The organism is Psychrobacter sp. UBA2769 (assembly GCF_002352555.1).
Lineage (GTDB): Bacteria > Pseudomonadota > Gammaproteobacteria > Pseudomonadales > Moraxellaceae > Psychrobacter > Psychrobacter maritimus.
The window spans coordinates 59,979-79,260 of record NZ_DEIR01000024.1 but is presented as its reverse complement, the minus strand read 5'-3'; the positions used below and the strand labels follow the sequence as shown (position 1 = coordinate 79,260).

The 19,282-nt window shown below is 41.8% G+C and carries 13 protein-coding genes; 9 read left to right on the top strand and 4 right to left on the bottom strand.

Features of this window, described 5'->3' with window-relative positions; translation table 11 throughout:
* The 3 genes from B3Q63_RS12695 to B3Q63_RS12685 all read left to right on the top strand — a co-directional run.
* Positions 1 to 978, top strand: a 978-nt coding sequence (locus B3Q63_RS12695; RefSeq protein ID WP_296177363.1) for a transferrin-binding protein-like solute binding protein, incomplete at its 5' end; no start/stop codon positions are given.
* Between the two features lie 790 nt (positions 979 to 1,768).
* Positions 1,769 to 5,782, top strand: a complete 4,014-nt coding sequence (locus B3Q63_RS12690) for a transferrin-binding protein-like solute binding protein (protein WP_296177361.1) — start codon at positions 1,769 to 1,771, stop codon at positions 5,780 to 5,782.
* A 139-nt stretch (positions 5,783 to 5,921) separates the two neighbouring features.
* Positions 5,922 to 7,463, top strand: coding sequence for a porin family protein (locus tag B3Q63_RS12685; protein ID WP_296177358.1), 1,542 nt, complete (start codon positions 5,922 to 5,924; stop codon positions 7,461 to 7,463).
* Positions 7,464 to 7,569: 106 nt separating this feature from the next.
* On the opposite strand, the gene putP is transcribed toward B3Q63_RS12685, so the two are convergent.
* Together putP and B3Q63_RS12675 are read right to left on the bottom strand one after the other, a co-directional pair.
* Entirely contained in the window at positions 7,570 to 9,069 is a 1,500-nt protein-coding gene (gene putP / locus B3Q63_RS12680) for a sodium/proline symporter PutP (RefSeq protein ID WP_201564710.1), read from the bottom strand.
* 511 nt (positions 9,070 to 9,580) lie between these two features.
* Positions 9,581 to 10,453 (bottom strand): LysR family transcriptional regulator, encoded by an 873-nt coding sequence (locus B3Q63_RS12675; protein WP_201564708.1) that lies wholly within the window; start codon positions 10,451 to 10,453, stop codon positions 9,581 to 9,583.
* Positions 10,454 to 10,887: 434 nt separating this feature from the next.
* On the opposite strand from B3Q63_RS12675, the gene leuC reads away from it, so the two are divergent.
* The 6 genes from leuC to B3Q63_RS12645 all read left to right on the top strand — a co-directional run bounded on the left by leuC (position 10,888) and on the right by B3Q63_RS12645 (position 17,401).
* Positions 10,888 to 12,306, top strand: a complete 1,419-nt coding sequence (leuC, locus tag B3Q63_RS12670; protein ID WP_201628678.1) for a 3-isopropylmalate dehydratase large subunit — start codon at positions 10,888 to 10,890, stop codon at positions 12,304 to 12,306.
* A gap of 14 nt (positions 12,307 to 12,320) precedes the next feature.
* On the top strand, positions 12,321 to 12,623 hold the full coding sequence (locus tag B3Q63_RS12665; protein ID WP_296177351.1) for a hypothetical protein: 303 nt from the start codon (positions 12,321 to 12,323) through the stop codon (positions 12,621 to 12,623).
* A 134-nt stretch (positions 12,624 to 12,757) separates the two neighbouring features.
* Entirely contained in the window at positions 12,758 to 13,408 is a 651-nt protein-coding gene (gene leuD, locus B3Q63_RS12660) for a 3-isopropylmalate dehydratase small subunit (protein ID WP_201564702.1), read from the top strand.
* Positions 13,409 to 13,593: 185 nt separating this feature from the next.
* Positions 13,594 to 14,364 carry a hypothetical protein gene (locus B3Q63_RS12655; RefSeq protein WP_296177346.1) on the top strand — a complete coding sequence of 257 codons (771 nt, stop codon included), beginning with the start codon at positions 13,594 to 13,596 and terminating at the stop codon, positions 14,362 to 14,364.
* A 225-nt stretch (positions 14,365 to 14,589) separates the two neighbouring features.
* Positions 14,590 to 15,693 carry a 3-isopropylmalate dehydrogenase gene (leuB, locus tag B3Q63_RS12650; protein WP_296177344.1) on the top strand — a complete coding sequence of 368 codons (1,104 nt, stop codon included), beginning with the start codon at positions 14,590 to 14,592 and terminating at the stop codon, positions 15,691 to 15,693.
* A 499-nt stretch (positions 15,694 to 16,192) separates the two neighbouring features.
* Positions 16,193 to 17,401, top strand: a complete 1,209-nt coding sequence (locus tag B3Q63_RS12645; RefSeq protein WP_296177343.1) for a L,D-transpeptidase family protein — start codon at positions 16,193 to 16,195, stop codon at positions 17,399 to 17,401.
* Positions 17,402 to 17,934: 533 nt separating this feature from the next.
* Here the strand turns inward: B3Q63_RS12645 and infA are convergent.
* Both infA and truA read right to left on the bottom strand, forming a co-directional pair.
* Positions 17,935 to 18,156, bottom strand: a complete 222-nt coding sequence (infA, locus tag B3Q63_RS12640) for a translation initiation factor IF-1 (protein WP_021814850.1) — start codon at positions 18,154 to 18,156, stop codon at positions 17,935 to 17,937.
* 160 nt (positions 18,157 to 18,316) lie between these two features.
* A complete protein-coding gene (gene truA, locus B3Q63_RS12635) occupies positions 18,317 to 19,156 on the bottom strand; it encodes a tRNA pseudouridine(38-40) synthase TruA (protein WP_296177339.1) in 840 nt (279 codons plus the stop codon).
* Between the last annotated feature and the right edge of the window lie 126 nt (positions 19,157 to 19,282).

Below are 19,282 nucleotides of genomic sequence, written 5' to 3'. Positions count from 1 at the left end.
ACGCCAACGCCAACGCCAACGCCGACGCCGCCAGTTAATCCCGATGCTAAAGTAGATACTGAACTTACTGGTTTCCAGAGTAATACGCTAAGTAGTAAAAAGTTCTTAACTCTTACGGAAGATGCGATTGGTTATGCAGAGATACGTAATGACAAATCTGACTTTACAGAGACTGTGACTGTAGATGGATCTAAGGTTCCTGTAGACAATCAATTAGGAGATAACTTTACTGGTTACGATAAATTCTTTGCCCGTGCTGACATGACCAAGCCTGACTCTGTAAAACAGAAGGTTCTTGTCAATATAAGTGGAACTAGTGATTCAGAGTATGGTAATGGTTTTAAGCTTCATACTGAAAACACAAAAGTTCAAGGTCCTGTAGCATTAGATCTAAACTATTCATCTGTTTATAAGAACTTTGATACACAAATGAAAACGCAGATGCAAATTGGACATGTATATGGAGATCCAAAGTTAGCTACAACAGACTTGGCGCGTGTATCCACTGTCTACGTACAAGGCAATGGTACAAACCTTGAAGATATGCAGTACATGAAAGACTTGGCACAGTACAATATTGATAACGACATCAATGATGGTATGGTAGTCTATGCTGGTGTTGCTACCTATATGGAGAACCTGCATCTAAAAGAAGGCGCTCGCGGTGGTCCGGTAGTTGATGGTACCTCTAAGTTCGATGTTGATTTTGTGAACAGCAAGCTTGAAGGTACATTGAAGTTTGCAGATGGCGATTATAAATATATGCCTACTGGCAACCAAATTAATATCAATGCTAATATTACAGGAAATACTTTCGCCGGTAACAAGGATGGTATCGATGCCGCAGGTGGTTTCTATGGTGAAGATGCTAAATTCTTAGGCGGCGTTTACCAAGAAGCGTTAGCTCAAGGCGGCAAGGGTGCTCAACCAGGTGAAGGCACGACTTTCCAAGGAACCTTTGGTGCTGAAAAGCAATAAATAAATTAAACATAAAAACTTAGATATAAAAAAGCGCCTTAGGGCGCTTTTTTTTGTTTTCTAGATTCTTGTATTCACGAAATCTGTATAAAGCATGATGGAAAGATTAACTAGTAAGTAGAAGTAATAAAAATACAAAACAAAAATTGGTATATTTTGTATCAATATAGTTTAAGACTGCTATTTAATATGAGAATTTACTGAACATAGTTCGATTTTTATAATTAATTCTCAAATTGTTATTTGACTCAATCCCTGTCTTTAATCTCAATAACATCTCTATATGTATCAAGGTATATAAATTAATATGAGGAGGATTTTTTATTATTTCAAAACTTCCTAATTAATATTTCTAATATTGTATTAATAAAGGACTTATATAATTACTAATGCTTCATTATTTTTCTTATATTAGTCTAATTATTCTTATAAAACATAGGAAATACTCAATTTACTCTAAAAAAATGATGATTATCTTACTTTTTCTAAAAAATGACGCAATACATGGAAATGCATCATTGATTATCGTAATTATTTTAATTTGGATAACTATGAAAATACAAGAGTATCCTATATTCTTTTGTGCGTATATTGATACATATTTTCTCTATATAGCTTATTATATTCGCTTATAAGGATTAATTGGTAACTAAATATTACAGTGAACATTATTTCATTAATATTAATTGACTTTCTGTGGTGAATTTGTTTATGTATGCATGCAACTAGATTAAAGTTGTATCTTATTCGAAGTAACGGAATATCATAAACTCTTCATGGAGGAAGACGAATGTCGCCTAACTGTCATTCAATCTCAGCTGTAACAGCAGCAAAAAAACTAAATACACCACTCAAAGCCAGTGTGGTTCTCTTAAGTGCTATTATTCTAGCGTCATGTGTGACTAGTGGCGGAGATGATCCTATCACTCCGAAACCAACACCTGTGTTGCCAGGTACTGATACGGGAAGTGGAGCTGGTAATATAACTGAGGCTGAAAAAGCTATTAAAGCGGCTGAGGCTAAAACCAAAGCAGCAGAAGAAGCGCTTAAAGTAGCAGAAGCCAAAACCAAGGCAGCAGAAGAAGCGCTTAAAACAGCAGAATTGAAGTTTGGAGAGGAATCAGAAAAAGCAGCACAAGCATCGAAGACAGCAATTGATGCAGCAAGAGCAGAAGCAGTACAGGCAAAAGCAGCAGCAGAAGCTGCAAGAGTCGAAGCAGTAGCAAAAATTGAAGCCGCTGCAAAAGCATCTAAAGAAGAAGTGGATGTAGCCAAAAAGATAGCTAGTGAAGCAGTAGCAAAAGTTAAAGACGCTGAAGAAAAAGCAAAAGCTGCAGATCTTCGTGCTACGGTAGCAGAGGCCAAAGCTAAAGAAATTGAAGAGTCACTTAAAGCGGAAATAGCGGCTAAAAAGGCAGCAGAAGAAGCCAAGGAGCTGGCGCAAGCAGCAGAAAATGCTGCTAAAGATGCTAAAGTAAAAGCAGAACAAGCTGCCACAGCCGCCAAAGCGCAAGCAGAGCTTGAGAAACAAAAAGCGGCCACTGCGCAAGCAGAAGCGGATAAAGCCAAAGGTGAGTTAGTCACCGCACAAGATAAGTTAGCGGCTGCAGAGAAAGCCCTAGCAGACGCATTGGCAAATGGCAGTGGTGACACCGCCGCCCTGCAAGCAGAAGTGGATCGTCGCAAAGCCGCCCTTGAGGCCGCCAATGCCCAAATAACCGCTGCCCAGCAAGCGCAAGCTGCAGCGACTGCCGCAGCAGAAGCTCAAATTGCTGCCGCCAACCAAGCCGCGCAAGCCGCCAAAGACGCCCTAGCAGCAGCCACCATCAAGAACGCTGCCGAAGCGAAGAAATCGGGTGTTCAATCATTAAACATTAATGCCGGCTCACTCGGGTTGTTTAATACCACCACCCGCGACTTTGCCGTGAATGAAGACGGCTCTGCCGTTGATGCCCGTGCTGATATTGCCTCTCAGAATCCAGATGGCACAGCAGGCTTACTCCCACTGGTCCCAATCACCCTCTCTGGTGAAGGCGACACAGCAGTCGCAGACTCAAACGGCTTTAAAGCCCATAAAGGCAAAGCAGACATCGTGGTTGCCGCCATTGGTCAGACACTGCCTTTAACCTACACCTCAACCTATAAAGACTTTGGCGATGACATGCGCATCGGTCATATTGATGGCTCTGCTGAAGTTGCTCTATTGAACAAAACCTTACCCGTCAATGGTGTCGCCGTCATCGGTAATGCCACCCAAGTGGCTAACATGCCGAAAGAGGGCACCGTAGGTTACACAGGGGACGCCACTTACCGCAAGCTGGGTATTGGCAATGACATCGAGTTTGGCAAATCTGTATTCACCGCCGACTTTGTTGCTAAAAACGTGAAAGGGGACTTAACCTTTGCTAACGCCGGTAAGATTGGTCTAACCGCTGGTATCAATGGCAATCAATTCTCAGGCACGGCGGCTGACAATGCCGGTTACAGCACTGAAGGGGGATTCTTCGGTGGTGACGCTCAATACCTAGGCGGGGTTTACGCTGGTAATGAGGCTCAAGGCACCTATGGCGCGAAGAGCGACAAGCAAACCGCAGCAGAAAAAGCCGCTGCCAAAGCCCAAGCGGATGCCGCCAAAGCCAATGCTGACAAAGACACTGCCCAAGCCCAAGCCGCCGCCGCCCAAGCTGCTGCAGACAAAGCCCAAGCGGATGCCGTTAAAGCCCAAGAGGCCCTGAAAAAAGCAGAAGACGCCTTAGCAAATGCTGGTAATGGCGAAGATCAGCTCGCCGCCGCCTTAGCACGTGCGGCCGCCGCCGAAGCCGCTCAAGCTGCAGCCGAAGCCGCCGCAGAGACTGCAAAAGCTGCTGAAGCGGCTGCATTGTTAGCCAAAACCGCAGCAGAAAATGCAGCCACTGCAGCGCAAGTAGCTGCCGACAAAGCCATTGGTGATGCTAAAGTTGAAGCCGACAAGAAAGTAGCTGCCGCCAATCAACAAGCGGCTGATGCTAAAGCGCAAGCGGCTGCGGCTCAAACACGTGCCGATGAAGCGGAAAAAGAGAAATTAGAAGCTGAAGCTAGAGCGAAAGCGGCAGAAGAGGCTCTTGCAGCGGCACAGCAATTACCGCCAGCACCAACCAACCCAACAGTTGCTGCAAATACTAAAGTTACTGGCTTCCAAAATAGTATTGCAAAAGACGACAATAGTGGTTTGAGCGCAAATACTTCTGCGAGCTACGATACCTACACAGCTCTTTTTAATGAGACTGGATCGAGTTATTTTAAACAACCTGTGAATGTCACATTAAGAAGTACAGATGACGAAGACTACGAAAAGGGTTTTAAGAAGAGCTCTCTCAAGCAAATTGGTGGTACGTGGGACAATAAGCTAAATTACACCTCTACTTATAAAAACTTTGATAATCAAATGCAAATTGGTCATGTGTATGGCGATCTTAAACGTCTTGCTAACTTAACCCAATTAGCTACTTTGTCAAACGTCTATGTACAAGGTAATAGTACAAATGACGTTGATATGAAGTACATGAAAGATCTATCGCAATACAATATTAATAACCGTATTAATGACGGTAAAGTTGCCTACAAAGGTGATGCCACTTATCTTGGTAATACAAAAAGTGAGATTATTGGTGTTGATCCAACTGTAGGTACGTCTAACTTTAGTGTTGATTTTGTGGATAGCCAAGTCGACGGCACACTATCGTTTGCTGGTATGAAAGATAAGAAAATAAAAGCAGAAATTGCAGGTAATACCTTTGCGGGTAATTGGAATGGCGTTGATACTAAAGGTGGGTTCTATGGAGAAGATGCCAAGCTATTAGGTGGTATATATCAAGATGCTGGCGGTAAAGGAACTTATGGTGCTACTAAAGTCGGCTCTAACTCTGAACCAGTACCAGTACCTAAAGCTATAACTGGTGTTATGAGCAATACTGTCAGTAGTGTGTCAGGGACTGGAACAGAAAATGCTATTGGTTATCGTCAGTTTGTAAGGGACAATGATACATTCAATACCACAACAGGTTCTGGTGAAGATACCAACCCAGTAATGATTGTTGATACTAATACAGATAATCTACCGGGTTATAATCAGCTTGTTGGTCGTCTAGATATTACTAAACCAGGTAAATTCGGACAAGCATCGAAACTGACACTAGTAAAATCTGATGATATATCACTCGATGATGGTTTCAAAAAATCTAAAGATACGACTACAGCGACCTTTGGTAAAGTTGAATCCATTCTTGGCAAGATTGATTTAAAATACGATTATCAATCTGTTTATAAGAACTTCGACTCGCAAATGCAAATCGGTCATGTGTATGGTGACATGCGTAAAGAAGGTTCATTTGGTGGGGTGAAATCACGCTATACCAATGTTTACGTCATGGGTGAAGCAACTGAGAATATGCCTACAGAAGGTAAAGTTCAGTATGCTGGTGTTGCAACCTATATGGATAATCTGCATTTAGGCTCAGGCGCTCTTAAAACCCCAGTGGTTAATGGTACATCTAATTTTAATGTTGATTTTGTGAACGATTCATTAACAGGGACATTAAAGTTTGCTGATATTAATAAAAATATTGGTATTAGTGCTGGCATTACGGGTAATACTTTTGCTGGTAGTAAAGATAATATTGCAACCTCAGGTGGTTTCTATGGTGAAGATGCTAAGTTCTTAGGTGGTATTTACCAAGAAGCACAACCTGGTAGCGTACCCGGAACTGGAACTACGCCAGGAACTGGTACAACTTTCCAAGGAACCTTTGGTGCCGAAAAGCAATAAAGTAATATGACTGTATAAAACAAACAAAAAAGCGTCCTAGGACGCTTTTTTGCTCGCTTAAAGCATTAAAATCCCTTAGGATAACTAAAGTTGGAATAATGTTTAGAAAAATAGTGATCGTACTTAGGTAAGGATACCCATGAATAATCAATATATGCGCAAACCTCTCACTGCTTCCATTTTGCTATCGATGATGGCGTTTTCTCTACCATCAATGGCTGCTCCAGACGATTTACCAGAGATAGAGCCCGAGCTTAACCAAGCTGATGAACTGCTTAAACGCGAGAGTCAAACTGCTGTATCAGACCCAACAGCACCTTCTACCACTGTTAATGATACAGAAGCACAACGTGCTATCAGAAGTCGCCAGCAACTTGCTGCCGCCACCGCTTATAACTTAGAAGCCTTAAAAGCCAACCCAGCTGCGTTTAGTAAATTCTTGAATGATGCTTTAGCTGCGCAGGATATGGTGACCGTTAAGCAGGTATTGCCCCACTATAAAGCGTTAGAAACCAATGACTCTATGCTTATCAAGTTTGCTGATGCCTTGATATATCGCAGTGAAGCTAAAAACAAACAAGCGATTGAAATCTATCGCGGTATGTTAGCCGCAGATCCAGACTTTCACCCTGTTCGCTTAAATATGGCAATTGCGATGCAAGCTGATAAGCAATATGCTGCTGCAAAAGAGCAGTTTTTAAAACTGCAGTCGGTTGATCTGCCTGCACCGGTGATGGCTAGAGTTCAAAACTCGTTAGCTCAAATCAATAGCTCAGAGAAATGGCAGTTTAATGCTTCTGCCAGTTATGTTAGAGATAATAATATTAATGATGCGCCCTCTCAAACTATTCAAACAGAGTTGGGAAGAACGGTTGAACAAAAGTCAGCCAATGGTATTCAAGTATCTGGCAGCGCAAACAAACGCTTTAATCTACCTGAGAACTTTTATGCAACTGTAGGTGGCAATGCCTCTTTGAAGGGCTATTGGGACGAAACTGACTATAACGATTATCTATTTACCGCCTCTGCTGGCGTTGGTTATGACGATGCCAAAAATGATCTCTCTCTGACGCCTTTTGTGACTAAAAGGTATTATGATGAAGAAGCTTATAGCTTGCGTAAAGGCGTGACCGTGAGTGGCTCGCGCTGGGTTAAACCAAAGCTCAAACTAACGGCTACAGGTATTTTATCCAATGAAACCTTTGAAGAAGAAAGAGATAAAAACCGTGAAACAGATGGTCAGTTTTTGGGTTTAAATGCTTTTTATATTAAAGATGCCAAAGAATATTTTTATGGGGGATTTGGTAATTATCGAAATGATGTACCCAAATCTAGCGTCATTAGTTATGATCGAAACTCAGTAAATGCTGGTTGGGGTCGTGAATGGAAGCGCGGTATTTCGACATTAGCATCAGCAGGTTATGCGATGAAAAAGTATGATGATATCTCAGAGGATTATCCAAAGGGAAGTTTTTACTATCAAGCCATTGGTGCTGATTATGGCTCAACAAGAGAAGATAAAACCACGTCACTCGGTCTGCAAGTATGGAAGCGCGATTTTACTATACTTGGATTAACGCCAAGATTGGTATTTGATTATGAAACAACTTCTAGTAACTTTGCTTATTATGACGACCGTGATGAAAAATCAGCGACAGTACTATTAACGAAAACCTTTTAGTTAAACCATTTTAATTAAATACGTTTACTACGTATAAAACGCTAATAATAAAAAACCTCGCCAATTAGCGAGGTTTTTTTGTCATACAATAATAAATAAAAACTACTTATCTATCTAAGTTCATTTCCATCTCTTCAAACTTCGCCGATACTGAAGGTCTTGGACCACCAGTCATGATACTCACGGCAAAAATAGCGATGGTACTTAAGATAAAGCCTGGAACGATAGCGTATAACCAGCTGTTTAATGGCACGCCATTCATCTGGAAAGGACCATAAACCCATAAGATAACAGTCAATGCACCGACGACCATGCCAGCAACGGCACCGTTACGGTTCATACGACGCCATGTAAGGCTGAAAATAACCAATGGTCCAAATGCTGCGCCAAATCCTGCCCAAGCGTTAGATACTAAGCTGAGTACAGAACTTTCTGGGTTCGAAGCAAGTAGAATTGCGACTACAGCAACCACGACAACTGAGAGTCGACCAACCAATACTTGACGCGCTTCTGGCGCATCTCTATCAAAGAATAGCTTATAAACATCCTTAGTCAATGAGCTTGATACCACGAGTAGTTGAGAGGAAATCGTACTCATAATAGCGGCTAAAATGGCGGCTAATAAGAAACCCGATACCAGTGGATGGAACAAGAACTGGGTGAATACCAAAAAGATGGTTTCAGGGTCGTCTAATGTCATTGCCGTTTTTTGTACATAGGCGCGACCAGCGATACCTGTCACACAAGCACCGATAAGGCTGATAATCATCCAGCTCATACCGATATTACGCGCAGTGGGGATATCTTTTACTGAGCGAATGGCCATAAAACGGACGATAATATGCGGCTGACCAAAATAACCAAGCCCCCAAGCGAGTAGCGATACAATTCCCAGTACCGTCATGCCGCTGGTAATATCTAACATACTAGGGTCAATGGCTCTAATAGCATTGGTCGTCGCCGACACACCACCAAGGTCGGTCAAGGCGACAATAGGCACGATGACCATGGCAAACAGCATGATGATACCCTGTACAAAGTCAGTCATCGATACCGCTAAGAAACCACCAAATAGCGTATAAGCAACGACGACACCTGCGGTTACCCATAGACCTGTACTATAAGAAAGATTTAACGAGCTTTCAAAAAGTTTACCACCACCGACTAAACTGGCAGCGGTATAAACGGTAAAGAATAAGATAATAACCACGGCAGAGATGACACGTAGCAAATGCGACTTGTCTTCAAAGCGGTTGGCAAAATAATCTGGCAAAGTGATGGCGTTGTCAGCGACTTCGGTATAAACACGAAGGCGCGGTGCCACGATAAGATAGTTTAGAAAAGCACCCAAGGTTAAACCAATGGCAATCCATGCACTGACGACACCGTCAGCGTACATAGCACCTGGCAAACCAAGTAGTAACCAGCCTGACATGTCCGATGCGCCTGCTGATAAGGCAGTGACTGCAGGGCCTAAACTACGACCACCAAGCATATAGCCTTCAGTATCATTGGCTTGCTTAAAATAAGCATAAATGCCAATCCCAATCATCACTAAGAAATAGGCGCCAAGCGATATCATCACGCCACTAGAAACTCCGTTCATATAAACTGTCCTTAACCAACATAATTGGCTGTCATTATTTTGAATGATAAAAATTAGGTCTTACAAGACGCTGTTCGAAAACAATGTCTTAAGATGAAAGAATCTAAAGACGAAAAAAGCCATTAAGTAGGACATAATGGCTTTTATTCAAAATCTTCTGTTAGTTTTATATGATTGATGCTGTTCTAGGACTGCTATCTATAAAGTCATGATTCAACGCAAACGGCATATACATCTGTCAATTTTATAATCTCATCGCTCGCATCTGCTCACCATGTATAAATCTCAGTCGTTTATATAACCAATCATTTAAAACCACTAAACCTACTATTTACTATCATATATTACTAGAAGTGTTCAATATATGACTATCAGTGTGTTTAAGGTAAATTTATGTTATCTAAACAACGTCAAATGTATTATAACGTATGAGTGGCACAAATGCGAATGTGCTATTTTGCTAAATAACGCAGTTCTTTTAGCCAATATTGTTAAAAAGTCTACTTACTCGTTATTCAATGGGCGCTAGCAGCTCTAATAATGCCGTCACGCTGCTTGATTGTGTTAGTTTTGGATTGATGACCACGCCCAAATAACGTTGCAATTCGATATTATCTGCCATATCAATACGTTCTAAATCCTGACTGACCATCGTTTGTGGTAATACCGACCAGCCAAGCCCAACAGAAACCAACATCCGAATAGACTCAAGCGGGTTGGTGCTCATAGTGGCGTAAGGTTTTAGATTGTGCTTAGCAAATTCCGCCAAGGTAATCTGACTGGTAAAGGTATTGGCAGATGGCAGGATTGCAGGATAGCGCGCCAATTGCTCGAGCGTTACATTGGATTTGGTCGCTAAAGGCGATAAAGTGCCGGTCATAAAGTAGAGCGGATCTGACCATAAGGTATGATAGGTCAAACGCTTATCATAGACGGGCGGCAGCGTTAAAAATGCCAATGATAAATCACCATCGAGCACCGCTTTATGGGCAGTTTCTGAATCGACAAAATGCACTTCTAGTTGTACGGCAGGATAAGCTTGGATAAAATGCTTAAGCACAGGCGCTAGGTGATGCAAGCCGATATGATGGCTGGTACCAATCACCAATTTGCCAGAGACGATATGTTGCGAATGCTGTAGGTTAATTTTAAAGTTTTCATAATCTTCAAGCCAGCGTTTGGCATGAGGCAGCATTTCACTGGCGGCTTGCGTCGGTACAATGCCGCGACCAACCGTATCAAATAGGGTAATATTAAACTCATCTTCTAAATTTTTGATGCGCTTACTGACCGCAGGCTGAGTAATAAATAGCTTTTCTGCCGCACCTGAGATGCTGCCTGTCTTCATAACAGTGACAAATGTCGTCAAATTTGTGGTATTCACACCGATGTCCTTAGCTACATAACGAGCTATAAATAAAAGTTGGCTAGCCTAATCATAATGAATTAGAAATAAAAGTTTGTGACTATGCAAAAATCATCAATTATTATTATAGGATTAGCCTGCTATAATCACAAGACATCTAGACGTATTGTGACATATTTATTCTGTTAACGTCATGATTGGCAGTATATGGCGTATTTTGAGTAGCCATTAATGCAATAGAGGATAAATATTATAAAATATCTGTGTTTATTCTTTGTGCCTATAACGTCTTAATAAGGCTCTATAAAACATAAATGAATAAACAAGTAGTAACAATAAACAGGTAGTAACAAAGTATTAAATTAAAGTGCGTCAGTAGACAAAAATATTTTGTCACTCACTCATTATTAAAGCAGTCATTCAGAAATTAGCAACTAAAAAAGGATAGCAACATGGCCGGTCAAACGTTATATGACAAACTTTGGAATGCTCACGAAGTCACCAAGCGCGATGATGGTTCGAGCCTGATTTATATCGACCGCCATTTGCTACACGAAGTGACAAGCCCGCAAGCATTTGAAGGCTTAGAGCTTGCCAACCGTGCACCGTGGCGTCTGTCGGCTAATATCGCAAGCCCTGACCATAATGTACCGACAGTGACTAAAGAGCGCTCAGAAGGCGTGGCTGGTATCAAAGACAAAGTATCGCGCTTACAAGTACTAACCCTGGATGAAAACTGTGCCAAGTTTGATATCGCTGAATTTACCATTAATGATGCGCGTCAAGGTATCTTGCACGTGGTCGGTCCTGAGCAAGGCTTAGTCTTGCCTGGTATGACGGTCGTTTGTGGTGATTCACATACCGCTACCCATGGTGCTCTTGGCTGCTTAGCACACGGTATCGGCACCTCAGAAGTTGAGCATGTATTGGCAACCCAGTGTTTGATTCAAAAGAAATCAAAAAATATGCAAATCCGGGTCACCGGTAAGCTTGGCGCTGGCGTGACGTCAAAAGATGTGGTGCTTGCTATCATTGCCAAAATCGGTACCGCTGGCGGGACGGGGCATGCGATTGAGTTTGCCGGACAAGTATTTGAAGACATGAGCATGGAGGGTCGTATGACCGTCTGTAATATGGCAATTGAAGCGGGCGCACGCGTCGGCATGGTTGCTGTCGATGATACGACCATTGAATATGTGAAAGGCCGTCCTTATGCACCGACTGAGGAGCAGTGGGAGCAAGCCGAAGCCTATTGGCGCACCTTGTACTCAGATGATGATGCCGTATTTGATACCGTGGTTGAGATTGATGGTAGCGAGATAGCACCGCAAGTTTCTTGGGGCACCTCACCTGAAATGGTCGTTGATATTACTCAGTCGGTACCAACCCCTGACCAAGCGGCTGATGAAGCGCAAGAAGAAGGCTGGTTACGCGCTTATACTTATATGGGTTTAGAAGCTGGGCAAAAAATCACCGATATCCAGCTTGACCGTATCTTTATTGGTTCGTGTACCAACTCACGTATCGAAGATTTACGTGATGCAGCAGCAGTGATTAAAGGTCGTAAAGTTGCCGATAATATTAAAGAAGCCATTGTTGTTGCAGGTTCTGGTCAAGTGAAATTGCAGGCAGAAGCAGAAGGCTTAGATGCTTTGTTCACAGAAGCGGGTTTTGAGTGGCGCGAGCCGGGCTGCTCTATGTGTTTGGCGATGAATGCCGATAAGCTTGAGCCGCAAGAGCATTGTGCCTCAACGTCTAACCGTAACTTTGAGGGTCGTCAGGGTAATGGCGGTCGTACGCATTTGGTCAGCCCAGCGATGGCAGCAGCAGCAGCTTTGGCTGGTCACTTTGTCGATGTGCGCACGTTTTAATGACCCTATTATCAATGATTGATTTTGAAGTAACTAGAGATTCTGTCTGTATGGGTGATGACGTTGACGCACCTCATTATGCTAAATTAAGTCTTGAGTCTAGCCTACCTTTAAAAGAGTTAGTAACTACAATTTTGAATAAGTATCAATTAGCTAGTGTAGCAAGTCCTAAGATTTATTGGATATGTAAAATAAATGGTATTCATGTCGCTACTATTACCGTCACTGAGGATTTGTGTAGAAGTATTCAATTTGAAGAAGGCTGTAAGGTTCATTTAGATTTATTAAATAGCGTTCATTTTAAATATACTTGGTGAATTTTAATTGAACTCCGTTGGAATATAGGCAGATGCGTCATATTAAAAATAGATAGTTTTGACCATACTATATCTATAGTTCACATCATCACTAAACTTCAAAAAAATATAAACTTAATAGAAAAGGTAACCCTATGCAAGCTTATAACACCCAAACCGGTATCGTTTGCCCACTCGATCGCGCAAACGTCGATACCGACCAAATTATCGCCAAACAATTTTTAAAATCCATTAAACGTACGGGCTTTGGCGTCAATTTATTTGATGATTGGCGTTATCTCGACGAAGGTTATCCGGGTCAAGACAATAGCACCCGCGTGATTAACCCAGACTTTGTTTTAAATCAGCCACGTTATCAAGGTGCAACCATATTGCTGGCACGTAGAAACTTTGGTTGTGGCTCGAGCCGTGAACATGCACCTTGGGCGCTTTCAGAATACGGCTTTCGTACTATCATTGCACCAAGCTTTGCTGATATTTTTTATAATAACTGCTTTAAAAATGGCATGCTGCCAATCGTCTTGGATGAAGCCATTGTTGATACCTTGATGAAAGCAACGCTTGCCAATGAAGGCTATGAGTTGACTGCCGACCTTGAGCGTCAAGTGGTTATTACCCCAAGCGGTGAAGAGTATGCTTTTGAGGTCGATGAGTTTCGTAAGCATTGTTTACTCAATGGGCTTGATGATATCGGTCTGACTTTGCAGCAAAGCGATGCGATTAAAGACTATGAGCATAAAATGATGCAAAAAACGCCTTGGATATTTAATGATGTTAGAGCATAGCTATTAGAGAATAGTCCTTAGTATTCAAAGGACTGATAAATTTTTTTTAGTAGAAAATATTATTCAACATATAAAAGTGCTCAACGCTAATACAGCGTTGAGTTATGGTAATTAAGTGGCTAAAATGAATGATAATGTATTTTTACCTTATCGTAATTTCTACCTCATAAATAGTAGCCACCATTATGAATAAAACACGCTTTGTTGTATGGACAAGTACGGCTATTGCCGCAAGTTTATTATTATCTGGCTGTCAGGTATTGACGGGTTATCAACAAATAGACTCGGCAGAAAATGCCAAAGTATGGACTGGGAAAATAACCCCTGTCGCCGGTGAAGTAAATATTGCCTGTGTCGGTACTTATCATTGCGAAATTGCCCGCATTGATCAGACGCGCATTATAGGTAGTGATACTCATGAGCCTCTTAATCCTACCATGCTGGTTGCGATGCAAGCGGTGAATGCAAACGGTAAGAGCCGTACTGGTAATAAGCATGGACAAGCGCCAGTGGCGATGGATATGACGCCGCTTACTCATAAAAAAGCGATAAAGATTGTACCCTTGTCAGCATCTGCTATGCCTGGGCTAACCAATTATTATGCGCGAGTAAAGCCTGGCAAGCGTGAGGTACAAGTCAATTTCTATCCAGAAAATAACGTGGGCTATGTCGAGCGTTTCGCGATGATTCACGATTTTTCTGAGGCAGGAACCTATCAGCTGCGCGCTTATCAAAAAAAATCAAGCAACAACTCAGGCAGTTTGCTTGATAGTGCTTCGCCAGAGCCGTTATGTGTTGAGCTATATCAAGGCAATAGTGTCCAGCGCCGCTTTTGCAAAGAGATAGAGGCTGAGCATCAAGGGGAGTTTGTGGAAACTCGAGTTGTTAAAGCTGAACCTACTCAGTCGCCATCAAAGCCACTAGCAAAAAATAAAGTAAAAGCCAAAGTTTCATAAAAAAGCGTTTACATCGAAGCTTATTTAAAGAAGTTTATTTAAAGAAACTTATTTAAACAGATAGACCCTGACTTCTTGTGTAACACATTGCACAAGAAGTCATTTTTTAACAGGCTCTCATAAGCTTGTTAGCAGTACCCTAAATAGCAATACCTTAAGTATTAGTAGCATAAACGTCAATTCCATAAAGAATATTTACTTAACCATTTACTCACAAGGATCAGTATGGCAACGATTTTAACATTAGCAGGCGATGGCATTGGCCCTGAAATCATGACTCAAGCCGTTGATGTGCTTAATGCTGTCAATAATAAGTTTGAATTAGGCTTAACCCTTGAATCTGGATTAATCGGTGGTGTGGCGTTTGATGCCACGGGTGAACCATTGCCAGAAGAAACGCTACAACGTGCGCGTGCAGCAGATGCGGTGTTATTAGGTGCGGTTGGCGGTCCTAAGTGGGATGGTATTGAGCGTAGCAAACGCCCTGAGCGTGGCTTACTTAAAATTCGTAGTGAGCTTGGTTTGTTTGCCAATCTGCGCGTAGCCAAACTTTATCCGCAGCTTGTCAATGCTTCAAGCATTAAGCCTGAGATTATCTCGGGTTTGGACTTGCTGATTGTACGTGAATTAACCGGTGGTATTTATTTCGGTGAGCCGCGCGGTATTCGTACCTTAGCGAATGGTGAGCAGCAAGGCTATAACACCATGGTGTATAGCACCAGTGAAATTCAACGCATCGGTAAGGTTGCTTTTGAGCTGGCAAAAACCCGTGCACAAGCAGCAGGGACGCCAGCTAAGGTTTGCTCAATCGATAAAGCCAATGTTTTAGAAGTCACTGAGCTGTGGAAGCAGACGATGATTGAGATGCAGCAAGCGAATTATAACGATGTGGCGTTATCGCATATGTATGCGGACAATGCTTGTATGCAGCTGATTAAAGACCCTAAGCAGTTTGATGTAATGGTCACAGGCAACATGTTTGGTGATATCTTATCTGATGAAGCGGCGATGCTGACCGGTTCTATCGGTATGCTGCCATCGGCGAGCCTCAATGAGGCGGGTAAAGGCATGTATGAGCCTTGCCATGGTTCAGCCCCTGATATCGCTGGTCAAGATAAAGCCAATCCATTGGCGACCATTTTATCTGTGGCAATGATGCTGCGTTATACTTTTAAACAAGAAGCTGCCGCGCAAGCGATTGAGCAAGCGGTCAGTGACGTACTTGACGATGGGTTACGTACCATTGATATCCTCGATCGTAGCGAGACAGGACTCAAGCAAGTAGGTTGTCAAGAAATGGGGCAGGCGGTACTGGCAAAATTGGTTTAGTGATGCAGCTTTAATATAAGCGGATTTTTCAAATATTGTTAACTAGATGCCTTAATAGCTAGGAAAATTAAAAACTAGAAAGCATGATAATTAGAAATCCTTATAGCGCGAAACCCATAATTTGCTTAGCAAATTATGGGTTTTTTTATACCTATTTAAAAGATTTATTCACCGTAACACACTCAATAAACTGGTCGCAGAAAAGGACTTTTTTTAACACAGATGCCGCAGGATAAGGCTTTTATTAACATAAAGCTGTTATATGCTGACAGGCTAATATGTCACTATAGGCGAGTTTACTAAGTTATTAAAATACTGAGTCATTAAAAACTAAGTCATTAAAATAAGCGCTATTTATTAACCTTAGTTTTTCTACGAAAGAAATATTTTATTAAGACATTAAAAATTACTTAAAACAAACGTCCTAATAGTGAGTTTTTATCATTAGATTTCTAATAAAAAACAATATCAATAACAATACCTACTCTAGGAGTTTTACATGTACCAATTAACCAAAATTAGCAGCGCGCTGGCAGCCCTTGGTTTATCGACATTTTTATTGATGGGCCAAAGTGTTGCTGCTACTAATGACAATACTACTAATGCTACTAATGACAATACTACTAATGCGACAAGCAACGCCGCTACCAATGAAACCGTTACCAGTAATGCAGCGTCCAACACTGTCAATAAACAAGCTGCTGCTAACAATGCCACAGATATCAGCCCAGTGACCAATGGGGTGAGCCAAAAATTTGCTGGTAACAGTAGAGCTGCCGTATCGTTGAATAAATTTTTACCGACCATTAAATATACGACAGAAAATCTGCCAGCAGTCGCGCAAAAGATAAATGCCGCTACTTGGAAGGAAGGCACTAAAATTGATCGTAATGTCGGTACCAAGCTACAAGCCTTGTTGAACTGGAACCAAAACGGTGTTGGTCCGGTAGATGGTTATTGGGGTAAAAATACCATCAAAGCCATGCAAGCTTTTCAAAAGGCAAATGGCTTGACCGTAACCAATGATTTGAATAATGAGACTTGGCAAGCATTAACCAAAAATGAGAAGCTGATGACACAGCCAGTATTGGTCAGTTATCAGCTGAGTGAGGCAGATGTTAATATTAAAACCACGAGCATTCCCGCAGGCGCAGAAGCCAAGGCTAAGCTCGATGGTATGTATTATGAAAGCGTGACGGAAGGCTTGGCAGAAAAGTTTCATATTAGTGAAAAATATCTTAAAACGCTCAATCCTACCGCTAAATTTACCGCTGGTGAAACCATCACTGTTTATAACCCTGGCAATCCTAATACGAAGCCTGTGAGCCGAGTCGTCGCTGATAAAGCCACCGAAACGCTATATGCTTATGATGATAAAGATAACTTAATTGCCAGCTATCCGACCACGGTAGGCAGCACAGCGACGCCATCGCCAACAGGGACGCATACGGTAGAAGTAAAGGTACATGAGCCTAATTATACCTACACAGGCAATGATGGTAGCAAAGCTATCATTCCACCAGGTCCTAATAATCCAGTCGGGCTGGTATGGATAGGACTGAGTAAGCCTTCATACGGTATTCATGGTTCACCAGATCCTGCCCGTATCAGCCGTCAAGCATCTGCAGGCTGTATACGCTTGACTAACTGGGACGCGCTTGCACTGTTAGGTGTGATTCAAAATGGTGCAACCGTTGAGTTTAAATAAGTCATCACTATATTGGTTAGCAATAAAATCGATGCGCTAGATACGCTAACAGTTACGTGCGACTGGTATAAAATGAACACAGAGCTATTGGTATTCATTTTGCGCAGCCTCTGTCTGCGTAGGCACAGCAAGCAAGAAAAATGAATACCAGTAGCGCGTTATAATACTTGTACTGATCTTATTTAAGATTGACTATATCGGTTGCAAAGTGAATTCACTATATTTATAGGTTGTTATTTAAAAACCGTTATTTAAAAATCGTTATTTAAAAACGGCTATTGAAAAGTTGTTATTAAGAAAACAAAAGTCGTTATTAAGAAAACAATTAAGTCCTAAGATTTCGGTCTTAAAATGAAGACAAAAAAATACCGCTAAAAGTAGCGGTATTTTTTATGGTAAAAGCAAAAAACAATATTAATAGACTAAAATATGATAGGCAATAATGAGTAGGCTAGCAGTATCATTATTATTATCAGTTAAACCTCTCAAGCATTTATATTAATGCTGTTATAACCATTTTAGCCAATAAGAATTTAGTTTTTACCACGGTAAGTAATGCGACCTTTTGATAAGTCGTAAGGCGTCATCTCAACCTTAACTTTATCGCCAGTCAAAATGCGAATGTAATGTTTGCGCATCTTACCTGAGATGTGCGCAATGATTTCGTGTCCGTTTTCTAAACGAACTTTAAACAATGTATTTGGAAGGGTATCAATGACTTCGCCTTCAAATTCAATAATATCGTCTTTTGCCATAATTTGTATCAATCAATTAAAAATAAGCCCATATTATACGTAACTTAGCGGATTAAAGCAATACGGAACCTGATTTTTGCTTGACAGCCTGTAAGTGATATGTATGTTATCTTTTAACGAGGGGCTGTAGTAGATAAGCACTATGCCCGCTTATATTAGCTTAATCGGGTAGGTTGAGCCAAATAGGCGTTAAAGGCGCATTTGGCAGTAATTGTTGAAAACGCTTAGGATAATAGGCGTTAATAAAATACAAGCCATCGCCAGAAGCCGTCGGCGGCGCAATCGTACGATCTTTTTTGGCTAAAATATCCAAAAAGGCTGCGGGCGGCAATTCGTGTCGACCAATGGCATATAAAGTGCCCATGAGGTTACGTACCATATGATGCAAAAAGCCATCCGCCTGAATGTCAAAAACAATAAATTGACCGTGGGCAAAGAGTCTTGCATGACTGACTGAGCGGACGGGCTGATTAGACTGACAGGCAGCAGCACGGTAGCTGCTAAAATCGTGAGTACCAACGATATCAGCCGCCGCTACTTGCATCGCTGCTAAATCCAGCGGCTCATAAATATGAGTCACTTGATGATTTAAAATAGCAGGGCGCTGGGCTTGATTGAGCGTGATATAACGATAACGACGGGCAATAGCCCCAAAACGGGCATGAAAGTCGTCAGGCATCGGCTGTATCCAGCGTAGGGCAATATCATCGGGCAATAAGCTGTTGACGCCGCGCAGCCAGTTATGAGGGTGACGATAGGCATGAGTGGTAAAATGGGCAATCATATTGCTGGCATGCACGCTTGCATCGGTACGACCAGCCGCGACGACCTCTACTGTCTCATTCGCGACTTTACCGATAGCTGTCTCTAACGCTTCTTGGACGCCCAATACTTCTCGTTGCCGCTGCCAACCATGATAGTGCGTACCCAAAAACTCAATGGCGATGGCTAATGTATAGGTTGGGGGAGCTTTAGCTTCGATGCTGTTAATCTCGGACATGTTAATCTCGGACATGGGTGTTATTGGGCATTATAGTATTGGATATTTTAGTATTAGACGTTCTAGTATTAGACGTTCTAGTATTAGACGTTCTAGTATTGGCGCTTATATTCTAGGATTAGCGCT